The 12,009-nt window shown below is 23.4% G+C and carries 10 protein-coding genes and 1 tRNA gene; 4 read left to right on the top strand and 7 right to left on the bottom strand.

Translation table 11 applies throughout. The features are described 5' to 3' along the window. Positions 1–317 precede the first annotated feature (317 nt). The 3 genes from Q0087_RS00475 to Q0087_RS00465 all read right to left on the bottom strand — a co-directional run bounded on the left by Q0087_RS00475 (position 318) and on the right by Q0087_RS00465 (position 4,088). Positions 318–1,400 (bottom strand): acyltransferase family protein, encoded by a 1,083-nt coding sequence (locus tag Q0087_RS00475; protein WP_297897119.1) that lies wholly within the window; start codon positions 1,398–1,400, stop codon positions 318–320. 454 nt (positions 1,401–1,854) lie between these two features. Then, positions 1,855–3,000, bottom strand: coding sequence for a cell division protein FtsZ (gene ftsZ / locus Q0087_RS00470; RefSeq protein ID WP_323384203.1), 1,146 nt, complete (start codon positions 2,998–3,000; stop codon positions 1,855–1,857). 506 nt (positions 3,001–3,506) lie between these two features. Continuing rightward, the gene (locus Q0087_RS00465; RefSeq protein ID WP_297897116.1) at positions 3,507–4,088 is read right to left on the bottom strand and encodes a pyruvate kinase alpha/beta domain-containing protein; all 582 of its coding nucleotides are present in this window, start codon (positions 4,086–4,088) and stop codon (positions 3,507–3,509) included. A gap of 561 nt (positions 4,089–4,649) precedes the next feature. On the opposite strand from Q0087_RS00465, the gene comA reads away from it, so the two are divergent. From comA to Q0087_RS00445, 4 genes are all read left to right on the top strand, one after another. Continuing rightward, complete coding sequence (gene comA / locus Q0087_RS00460; protein WP_297897115.1) at positions 4,650–5,426, top strand: phosphosulfolactate synthase; 777 nt, start codon at positions 4,650–4,652, stop codon at positions 5,424–5,426. 244 nt (positions 5,427–5,670) lie between these two features. After that, a complete protein-coding gene (locus Q0087_RS00455) occupies positions 5,671–6,594 on the top strand; it encodes a coenzyme F420-0:L-glutamate ligase (RefSeq protein ID WP_297897112.1) in 924 nt (307 codons plus the stop codon). A gap of 618 nt (positions 6,595–7,212) precedes the next feature. Continuing rightward, positions 7,213–7,734, top strand: coding sequence for a transcription factor E (gene tfe, locus Q0087_RS00450; protein WP_297897109.1), 522 nt, complete (start codon positions 7,213–7,215; stop codon positions 7,732–7,734). Between the two features lie 331 nt (positions 7,735–8,065). After that, complete coding sequence (locus tag Q0087_RS00445) at positions 8,066–8,557, top strand: TIGR00295 family protein (protein WP_297897105.1); 492 nt, start codon at positions 8,066–8,068, stop codon at positions 8,555–8,557. A gap of 89 nt (positions 8,558–8,646) precedes the next feature. On the opposite strand, the gene Q0087_RS00440 is transcribed toward Q0087_RS00445, so the two are convergent. The 4 genes from Q0087_RS00440 to Q0087_RS00425 form a co-directional block, all read right to left on the bottom strand. Continuing rightward, the gene (locus Q0087_RS00440; RefSeq protein ID WP_297897103.1) at positions 8,647–9,150 is read right to left on the bottom strand and encodes an amino acid-binding protein; all 504 of its coding nucleotides are present in this window, start codon (positions 9,148–9,150) and stop codon (positions 8,647–8,649) included. A 786-nt stretch (positions 9,151–9,936) separates the two neighbouring features. After that, positions 9,937–10,011 (bottom strand) — tRNA-Ile (locus tag Q0087_RS00435). A 351-nt stretch (positions 10,012–10,362) separates the two neighbouring features. Next, positions 10,363–10,659 carry an iron-sulfur cluster assembly protein gene (locus Q0087_RS00430; RefSeq protein ID WP_297897100.1) on the bottom strand — a complete coding sequence of 99 codons (297 nt, stop codon included), beginning with the start codon at positions 10,657–10,659 and terminating at the stop codon, positions 10,363–10,365. Between the two features lie 328 nt (positions 10,660–10,987). Further along, positions 10,988–11,896, bottom strand: coding sequence for a DUF5591 domain-containing protein (locus Q0087_RS00425; protein WP_297897098.1), 909 nt, complete (start codon positions 11,894–11,896; stop codon positions 10,988–10,990). Positions 11,897–12,009: the final 113 nt, after the last annotated feature.

Raw genomic sequence — 12,009 nt, 5'->3', positions numbered from 1 at the left:
TTATAATTATAATTCTACATTTATAAACTTTTGGTATAAAATTTATTTCATTTATATTGTTAGTTTGTAATATTTTTGATTTTTACAGATTAATAATTTGAATATTGGAAAAAATAAGTTGAATACTCTATGAAAAAATAAAAAAAATATATATAATAACTAAATTATATTTAAAGCATTAAAAAGTCCCATTGAGAAGAATTAACTGATAATCTAGAAGTATAAAGACAAATCATATTATATCAAAAATATAATTATGATTTTTCATTAAAATTAGCCCTAAAATAGATAAAATTTTTGATCCCCCAATAGAATAATTATTCCTTGATTCCAAAAAGGAATCTAGTTAATTTAGATCTTTTAACAATTTCATAACTAATAATAGTTAAAATAAAACTTCCAAATAATATAACAATTATTTGCAATATAAATGATGATATTAACAATAAAGTATAGTAAGCTACAATAACAATCCAAGTTTGATGAAAGATATATATTGTATAAGATGCTTTAGTAAAATACTCTGTCCATTTATTATGAAAGTTTAAATATTTATTACCTAACCCCATTAAAGATAATATTGCTGCCCAAGACAAAAATGCCGAAAATAAACCATAGAGAATATCTATAACCCAATAATAATCTGGCAGAAGAGAGAATATAAAAGGCACCATAACCATAAGATTTATTATCGAACATATTAAAAAAATAGAGACGAAATACCACTTGTATTTTTCTAAACTCTGTTGTATTTTATCACTAAACAATATAAAATAACCTATCATAAACAATGCAAAATAAGCTCCTAAACTCTCTCCACCAATATCCAAAATATCACTCATAATCCAAAAAATTAAAAATAGAGGAATTATTCTAATAATATTTATTTTATCAAAGTTTAATTTTATTGAGCTATTTTTATATAATATTATAATTGGCAATGCAATAATAGAGATAATAAATAAATATAATATAAACCACAAATGTCCTGGGGTGAATCCTCCAGTATAACCACTTAAATCACCAAATTTGGTGAAAAATGTTATTAATTGCGAAAAATAGCTTCCAGTATATCCCAGGTGAAATTTTTCAGCGAAAAAAGTTTGTATTGGAACTAATAATACTAATCCAGATACAAATGGTATAAACAATCGGAATAGCCGTTCTTTCAAATATTCTTTAGGAGTTCTCTTTTTAAGAGAATAATAAGTACTTATTCCAGCTATGACAAAAAGTAAAGACATAAACCAAGGCGCTAAAAAGACTATAAAGTCAAACAAAATGATATTCGGAGGCCCGTGAATATAAAAATTTTCAAATGAATAAATCCTAAACGTATGGAAAGGAAACAATAAAAGAATAATTATCCATCTTAAATTGTCTAAAAAATATTTTCTCATTTTATCTAAATAATTTTTATTATATTATCAGTTATATTATAATGAACATTCACTATAAAAATATATAAAGAATCATATATAAATATATCGAAAATAAGAGAATGTACAGTTTTTTGGAGATTTTTTATTTTGTATTAATTCGATGTTTTTGGTACGAATTATCTATCATATATTGTGAGACTTTTAAAATTAGAAATTATATGTTTATAAAATATTTTAATTTAGAATATTCTTGTGATTCATAGATATAAAGAACTTTCTGGTATAAATAAAAAATTAAAATAAAATTTAAAATTTGCAATTTAAATTTTAGACCAAACTCAAATTAAAAGAAAAAAATAATCATGAAATGATATAAAAAGATTTGATTTAAAAAAGAAAATAAATGATGGGATTAACTAAATAAGGTTGAAGAATTTATAAAAAACTTCAAAAATAATTAAAAAACTTATATTTAGAAAGTTCCATCAATAAAATCATCTAAAGGATCAGACTCAATTTCAGGAGAAACATTTTCCATATCAGCTACATCAATTTTTTCAATTGCTCTTTCACTATACTCATCTTGAGCTTTAACTCCAGAAACAACAATTGTTGTTCTAACCATGTTCTGTAGGTCTTCATCAATTTGAACACCCCAAATAACATTTGCTTCTGGATCTAATTTATCAGCGACAATTTGAACAATTTTCTCAGATTCATGTAAAGTTAAGTCAGAACTACCAGATATATTAATCAATGCACCTTTTGCATCAGAAATATCTAAATCGAGTAAAGGACTATTTAATGCTTCATGAACAGATTCTAATGCTCTATCTCCAGATTCAGATTCGCCCATACCAATCATTGCCATTCCAGAACCTTGCATGATACTTCTAATATCAGCAAAGTCGAGGTTAACCAAACTCTTTTTAGTAATTAATTCAGTTATACCTTTTACAGCCCTGCCTAAAATCTCATCAGAAACCATAAATGCTTTATTCAATGGAAGATTTGGAGCTACTTCCAATAATTTATCATTAGGAATTATTATTACTGTATCCGCAGTATTTTTAAGCTTTTCTAACCCTTTTTCAGCATTTTCCCTTCTTTTAATACCTTCTGCTGAAAATGGCATAGTAGCTACTGCGACAGTTAAAGCACCTGCTTTTTTAGCTAATTTTGAAATTACTGGTGCAGAACCAGTTCCAGTTCCCCCACCAAGACCACATGTAACAAAGACCATGTCAGATCCTTCAAGTTCATCTCTTATTTCATCTTCACTTTCTTCAGCACATTCTTCTCCAACATCAGGATTGCCACCAGCACCTAAACCATGACAAGTTTTTTTACCTAAAAGAAGCTTTTTGCTTGATTGACTGTAAAACAAATCTTGAGCATCTGTATTAACAGTTATTGTTTCAGCTCCATCAATACCAATTTCATTCAATCTTGATACTGTATTATTACCAGCACCACCAGCACCGATGACAAAAATTTTAGCACGACTTTGTTCCATCATGTCTATTAATTCATCATCCAGATCTGCTGAAATTCTTGTTGGAATCTGTTTTTCCATTCTCTTTTCAGAATCTTTAATTGCATCATTTAAAAATTTCACTTACTAACCCCACATTAAACAAAATTAAAACATATAATTTATAAATTATAATTTTAATTTATTTTATGTTAATTGATTTGTAATAAGTTATATTTAAATGCAACGGTAAAAATCTTGGAAATTTAAATATTAGATAATAATTTAAGATAAAATTCTAAAATTCAAATATATATAAGACTAAAATTAGATAAAAATTTTAATTGTAATTTAATCATAAAACTAAATAATAAATCAAAACGAAATTATTAATATTATCAATTATATGTTTAGTAAGAAAAAATATCTATAAAAATATATAAAAAATTTATATTAAAGTTCTAATAATCATGTGAAAAATCAAAAGCTAAAAATATCAAAATAAAATTAAAAAAAATTAGTAATATGTTAGAAAAATCTAAAAATAATATATAATTTAAGAATATTGGTTAAGAATCTTGGAAAATAAAAAAATCTAAAAGAACAACCAATTTAATCTATAGTTAGGAATTTAATCTAAAGACATAAATTTAATCTATAGGCATAGCTATTATCTCATGGATTCTCATATCAAATATATTAGTCATGTTTGCAGGAGTAATGATAGCTGCAGAGTCTGCACCAGTAGCTCTTCCACCAATAGCCAATATTTTTTCTCCTATAGGTATTAATCCTGCATCTGCCAACATAATACTTATTTCGCCACAAACTTTAATACCTTGTGAAAACATTCTTAATGTTTCGGCTATTATTTCGACAGGAGTAACCCCACCAAACTTGTTTGATATACCTCTTCCAACTCCACTAAGAGCATGAGAGCCAGCAAATGTAATTATACCATTATCTTCAAGTTTTTTCCTCATCTCTGAAGTCAATTCTAATTTATTTTCTTCTCTAAATCCTGCGTGGTGAGTCACATTTACAATAGTAATTCCATCAATAATTCCTTCATCTTCGAGGGAATCATGAAGTTTAAGTGCAGTTTTACCAGAAACAGAAGCTATAGCAATATATTTAATATTAGAATTTACTAATTTTTCTTTAACGATATCAATTAAATCTTCTGTATTTTTGTTACCTGGTTCTTCAAAATATCTTATTGTTTTATCCATAAAACTCAATCCAAAATTGCTTTTACTTAAAAATAGAATAATTCTAGCAAAAATTAAAATAAATTAAGATAATTTTAGTGTTAAAATATTATTTATTTAATATATTATTTAACTTTATATTAAATTAAACTTATTATTTAAATTTATATTATCAAAATGATCATATATTAATTAAAAAATTATTTTATTAATACTTCTAAAATCAATAGATCTAAAATTAATAAATCTAAAATTAATAAATCTAAAATTAATAAATCTAAAATTAGTAGATAATTTAAAAAATTAAAAATAAAAATATTTAAAAAAATATCTATTTTAAAAATAAAATATTGAAAATAGAATATTAAATTAAAATATTAAAAATAAAATATTAAAATAAAATATTAAAAATAAAATATTAAAAATAGAATATTAAATTAAAATATTAAAAATAAAATATTAAAATAAAATATTGAAAATAGAATATTAAAAATAAAAATATTAAAATATGATTACACCAAAAACAATAAAAATCATGAAAAATATAATTTAAATAGTATAAAATTATTAAAAAGTGATTATATGAAATGTTTTGAATTTTTACTTCCATCAAGAGAAGAAAAACCTAGAAATAAAGGATTTACAATGGTTTTAGATAAAGGACTTGGATTTGAAACTGCAAAGAATCTAATGGAAATATCTGGAGAGTATGTTGACTTTTTAAAATTTGGTTGGGGAACCATAATTGTTCACGATGAAGAGATAATCAAAAGAAAAGTTAAAATGTATAAATCATTTGGAATAATTCCTTACACCGGAGGAACACTTTTTGAAATTGCTTACATTAAAAAAGAAATTCCTAAATTCTTCAAAGAAGCTAAAGAAATAGGTTTTGAAGCTATTGAAATATCCGACGGATCAACAGATATGACAGAAAAAGAAAAATTAGAATTTATATCTGAAGCAAAAGAAAAAGGTTTTTATGTATTATCTGAGGTAGGGAAAAAAGATCCACAAGCAGATGCTGAAATTACAATAGAGAAAAGAATAGAACTTGTAAACTCTGAGTTAAAAGCAGGATCAGATATGGTAATCATAGAGGCACGAGAAGGCGGGAAAAATATTGGAATATATGATGAAAAAGGAACTGCTAAAGAAGAAGAAGTAGATTACCTACTAAAACATATACCTGAAGAAAAAATCATATGGGAAGCACCTAACAAGGATCAACAAGTTTATTTCATCCTTAAACTTGGTAAAGAAGTCAACCTAGGAAATATTTCAACAGATGACATTACTTCTCTTGAAACTATTAGAAGAGGGCTTAGAGGAGACACTATAGAAAAAATAAATAGCTGAAAAATAATTTTGAAATAATTACTTTAAAATAAATAATAGTAAATTTTTATTTACATTATTTATTATAATCATAATATATAGGCATGATAATACAGAAAATTATTAATATTAATATATTTATTTTTAAATCATTCCATTTTTAATGTAATAATATTAATAAATTAAAATAATAATAAATTAGAATATAAGCTATTTTTAACATTGAAAAGAAATTTAGACCATAAAGCTATCTAAACCTGATTATATGAATAAAAACAACTTAAAACTTAATTATCAACAAGCAAAAACAAACGAGGGAATTACTTATAAATATATAGAAGATGAAAATTTTATTATCATTCCTATTGAAACGAATTATATTGTAGCTAATGAAAATTTAGATAAAATCATTAAACCTTCTATGGACCTTATAGAAAATGAAGATTACCTAGTAATTGCTGAAACCCCAATTGCCATATCCCAAGGAAGATTAGTTGATGAAATGGAATATGAACCAAGTTTAAGTGCCAAATTTCTAGCTATTATTTGGAGTAAATATTTTTGGGGATATTTTCTTGGACCACTTTTTAGAATAAAAAAAAGAACTATAAAAAACTTAAGAAAATTGCCTCCAGAATCAAAAAGACATAAAGAAGTAGTATTACAATTATATGGATGGAAACATGCATTAAAACCAGCTTCTGAAGCAGGAATAGATTTAAGTAATGCTCCAGGAACTTTTGTATCATTACTCCCAAAAAATCCTGAAAAAGTGGCAAAAGAGATAAAACAAAAGATAAAAAAAGAAACCAAAAAATCAGCGAATGTTTTAATAATAGACACCGATGCTACTTATAAAAAGAAAAATAAATATTTTACTGGATTGCCCATAGCTATTGAGGGAATTGAGTCGAATAAAGGTTTTTTTGGTTACTTATTAGGACAGTTATCTGAAAATGTTGGGTCAACCCCACTTGGGAGTTCTGAAGAAATTAGTGTAAAAAAAGGAATAAAGATTGCAAATATAGCAGAAAACTACCAAAAATTACTTTCAAATAATATGGAAACAATACATAGCGTTAAAAATGTTTTAGGAGAAGAAATAGATAGTGTCAGTGTTGAATCACTTGATTCTATTATTCACACCCCAGCAGTTATAGTGAGAGAAAAGAATAAATATAACTTATAACATAATATATAATGCTATTTAGATAATAGTTTATGCACAGCATTACAATTAATATATCTGTTATACAATAATATAAATTAATAATATATAAAATATATGGTTTTTATGGATTATGATAAGATAATATACTGTTTCTACTTTATAATGATTTCGAAATTTTAATTAATATTACTTATTTGTAAAATAAATCAGAAAATTTTTAATTATTATAATCAATTTATAAAACAAAACAAGTTTTATGCATAATATCATGAAAATTTATTAGTTCCTAATTGAAATATATTTTGAAATATAAGTATTTATGAATATAAATATCATATTTTTAAGAACATTATTACTATATTTTTTATAATACTGAATATATATTTAGAAAAAAATTATCAATATAAAAAACTATCCTGATAATTAATTTTATATTATATGTAAAACATATATTATTATGGTATACATATTTTATTTGTATTTTTTTAATTGTATCATAATGTAGCTAATTGTTTTTTAAAGTGTTTAATTTTCTTTAAATACGATAATTGTGCCATACATGTTATTAAATTGTTATTGACATAATCATATGATGAGGTCATAATACAATTGTTTTTTGTGGAGAGGGTTGAGTAAATGTTAAGTGATCCATTGGTCCAAGAATTATTAAATGAAGTTGTACAGGATGAAGAAAATTTATCAATTGTTGAATGTCTAATAGATGGAACTAGTACTGATGAAGAAATAGCTGAAAAAACTGAAATCAAGTTAAATATTGTTAGAAAAGTTCTATATAAACTATATGATTCAGGATTAGCTAGTTACAAAAGAAGTAAAGATCCTGAAACACAATGGTATACATATTCCTGGAAATTTGACTCCAATGGAGTAAATACTCAGATTAAAGAAAAATCAACTGATGAAATAAATAACCTAAAAGAAATTTTAGAAATTGAAGAAAACAATATGTTTTTTGTTTGTCCAAATGGACATTCAAGGTTTGCATTTGATCAAGCTTCTGAAATGGGATTCATATGCCCTGAATGCGGAAATGAAATTGCTTTTCAGGAAAATGATAGCATAATTAACAGAATAAAAGAAGAAATTGCAAATTATGAAAAAGCATACTCTATTGCTAGGACAGAAAATGCGAAATAATTAGAAAAATCATATTTCGTATTATATTTTATTTTTAAAATAGATATCTTTTAAATATTTCTTAATTTAATCATAATCAGTTATAATATTAAGTATAATTTATAATAATTAATGTAAATGATAATGATTAATGATATTAATTAATAAAATTAAATATAATTAATTATTAATATAAAATATAATTAATTATTAATTTAAAAATTTAATAAATGAATTCTTTTTAATTTTTTATTTATTTTTTAATATTAAAAGTATATTTTTATAAAATTAATAATTTTAATCTACTTTTAATATTAAAAATATTTACTATTATATTTATTAGAGGTTTATTATGATAGTTAATCTTTTAAAAGAAGAAGGATGCCCAGATTGGGTTATTGAGCATTCTCTAGCAGTTTGTAATAAAGCTAAAGAGATATCTAAAAATTTTGATGTTGATGAAAAATTAATAGAAGAAGCAGCCTTACTTCATGATATTGGTAGATCTAAAACAAATAACATTGATCATGCTATTGTTGGTGCAAATTTAGCTATTGAAAAAGGATTTTCTAAAGATCTAGCAACTATAATTGAAAAACATGTAGGTTCAGGAATTTCAAAAGAAGAAGCTATTGAATTAGGACTTCCAGAAAAAAATTATATTCCCACTACAATTGAAGAAAAGATAATCTCCCATGCAGATAATCTTATAAATGGAATCGAAGAAGTTGATATTGAATTTGTAGCAGATAAATGGAAAAAATACAAAATAAATAATTTAGATGAATCAATATATAGATTAAAAAAAGTTCATGAAGAACTTATAACTTGTTTTGAAAAATAATCCAATTTAAAATAAAATTTATTCTTAAAAATCGATTTTTATTAAATTTAAAAATTTAATTTTTGATTAATTTTAAATTTTATAAAGAATTAATAAACTGAAACTCTTATCACACCATCAATTTTCAAAAATTTTTTTATAATATCTCCAGATACATTTTCTTCAGTGATTATTGTCAGTCTAGGAATCTCTTCTAGCTGAGTATCTGAAGCATATGCTTGTCTAATACTTATACCTTCTTCTGAAATTATTTTACTAACAGCTGTAAGTATTCCAATATTTTCATCTCCAACTTCTATTTCTATAACACCTAATCCAAGATTTTTAGCTATATTTTTAAGTAGTGTTCCAGCAGGCAAAATATTTTCAAAAATATTTGAAAGTTTCTCATCATTTAAAATAAAATCAACAGTTAACTTTATAGCTTTTCTATCAACATTAGCTGCTTTAGCCAAAGCCACATCATTTATTTTAAGATCCCCACAATAAATTTTATGATCATTTCCGACTCTTAGGCCCAATTCTATCATCTTACTTGCAACATTCATACGTGCAGGATACTTTTCAAACTTATACCTTAATGATTCCCACATAATATAGACCTCAGATAAATTAATTTTAAAAATAATTTTATTTTTAAAAAATTGATATATTAACTATTTTAATAATTAGACTATTTCTTATAATTATACTATTTCTAATATACTTTAAAATTAATTATAATATTCCCAATAATTACAAAATTATGCAAATATCTTTAATTAGTTTAAAATTACTTATAATATTCCTAAAATTCATATTATATATAATATTTTAAAAACATTACTATTTATAATATATCATTTTATTATTGATTACAATACAAAAATTATTTTATTAATGATATATTATTGAAAAACTCTTTAATATAATTATAAGGAATATAAATTTTAATATTCAGCTGAAAAAATCTTAATATTAAACTCAAAATTATTTCATTATATATTTAGAATATATTTGGCAAATTAATCAAAATATTGGTATATTTATTCATGAAATATTTATAATAATAAAAAACAAATAAAAATCATTTTAATCTTTAAATTAAAAAAATTTAGATAAAATAACAATGCAAAAAATATATAATCATTTAAAATATGAAAAGTACTAGCATCAATATATAAATAATTAAATAAAAAATTAAATTATTAATATAATAAAAAAAAATGATTTTTTATTGAGTTATTTTTAGAAAAAATGAACAGTCATATATTAGGATGCTTAAAATCAGCAAAGAAAAGAATATGAATAAAAAAAATAATTATTCTAAAAATAATTAAAATTTTGAATACTAAAAATAAAAATTAAACAAAAAAAAATTAATAATTAAAAATAAAAAATAGGCCAGCTGGGATTCGAACCCAGGACCTCACGGTTATCAGCCGTGCGCGCTAACCAAGCTGAGCCACTGGCCTATATTTCTTATATTGATATACTCTAATTAATCATAATAAATTATGAAATAAAATTAGGGCTAGACACAACATTTGGATTTCATCATATATAATATTTTCGATTCTAGTAAAAAAATTATTAAAAAATATTATAATTTAAATAAAAGATATTATAATTTAAATAATATATAATTTAATAAAAATATTATTATTTTTAAATTTTTATAAAGATATTTATTTATAAAATAATTTTGGAAACCCCAAAAAATAATATTAAAATAATACCTTTAAAAAATTAAAATATTAACCTAAAAAAAGTAGAATTGTGTAAATAATAGATTAAACAATCAAACAAAATTAGGAAATGAAATATTAGTTATCTGTTTTTTTATTTATCATTTCATTAATGGAATCAGCCATAGCATGGCCTTCAACAGTAATTTCAGTATCATCAATTCCATCAACAGATAAAGCTTGAGCTTTTGTATCTGCAGCCATACGAGCCACACTCATACATCCAGGATTAGTAGGTTTAATTGTAATTTTAGCAGTTGAACCATCAATATCAATATTTTGAACAATGCCCATTTCTACAATACTTACTCCCATATGTGGATCATTTACTTTTGAAACAGCCTCTCTTACTTTATTTGTTAAATCTTCTGACATATTATTCCTCACTTATATATATTTAAGTATTATACTCATTAATGAGTTTATAATAATCCATTTTAAGAAAAATTAAATTAAAAATTAAACTTTTAAAAAATTGAATTAATTATAATAATTTAAGTTATTTTTGTTTTTCAGTTATTTTTGTTTTAAAATTTTAGCTACAAAAATAATCATATCAACTTTTTGTTTTAGTCATATTTATAGATAGCTATTTTATTCTACCATTAGAACAAAAATTATATGAAAAAAATATATGAAAAATCAAACAAAAAATAATATAAAAAATTAGTTGAATTAATTATAAAAATAAAAATAGAAAAAATTATTTTTTCCTGTCTTTTATTTTGACAGCTACCCCATTGTTTAATTCTTCCATTTCTTTTCCAGATAAAACTGCTTTTCCAACCCCAACAACTTCATCGTTCCGAATAATTACGACTTCATCATTAGGAATAATATTTTTATCAGCTTTTTGAATACCTGGAGCAAATAAAGTGTTTGTTTTTAATTCAAAATCAATTTCAATAATATTAATGCCTAGATTTTTTAATATTTCTCCTCCAGGAAGCCTTAAAGAATAAAATCCTGTGTCTTTATTTAGAAGAGCTATCTGCTTACTATCATTAAAAATTCTCCTATGATAAAGACCCTTAGATATAGTATTATCTTGAATGAATTCCCCACCAACAATGCCAAATTGATATATAGCTATTGAACGGAGTTCATTGAGAAGTCTATCCCTGCCTTTAACCTTTTTATATTTTTTTAATTCATTTCTTAAATTATAAATTGAATCATTAGAGGTGGGCCTATTTTCTTTAGCAGTATAAACTACATCATCGAGATATTCTCTACATACTTCCTCATAGCCTCCAGAAACATTAGCTATGATTTTTTTATCACCAATATATTCTTTAAGAAGTTTTCCAGAAAATTTTTTCTCTTCAAAACTCCAATCTCCAGAGACAGCAACATCATAAGAATTTATCGGGAATGTGTTTTCCATTTCACGAGGACAGATCCCAAAAGGAGACGTTACAATAACTTCTTGATAACCTTTAGTAGCTCTCCTAAATTTCTGATGAGATTTAGAGTTTGAATAAGGTTTTTTCATACTACAGGGAAGAACAACTACAACCTCACCCATAGGTTTCATTAATTTCATTCTTTCTCGCCAACGATAAACTTCTGGACGGTATAATGATTCTTCACTAGAACATATCACATTCATAATATTAATTCCATTATTTTAATAATAATTTTTGAATTTTACTGAATTTTATTAAATATTATTAAATATTATTAAATATTATTAAATATTATTAAATATTATTAAATATTATT

The organism is uncultured Methanobrevibacter sp. (assembly GCF_937881195.1).
Classification (GTDB): Archaea; Methanobacteriota; Methanobacteria; order Methanobacteriales; family Methanobacteriaceae; genus Methanobinarius.
Note: the sequence above shows the minus strand (reverse complement) of the source record. Positions and strands in the feature narration are given on the sequence as shown.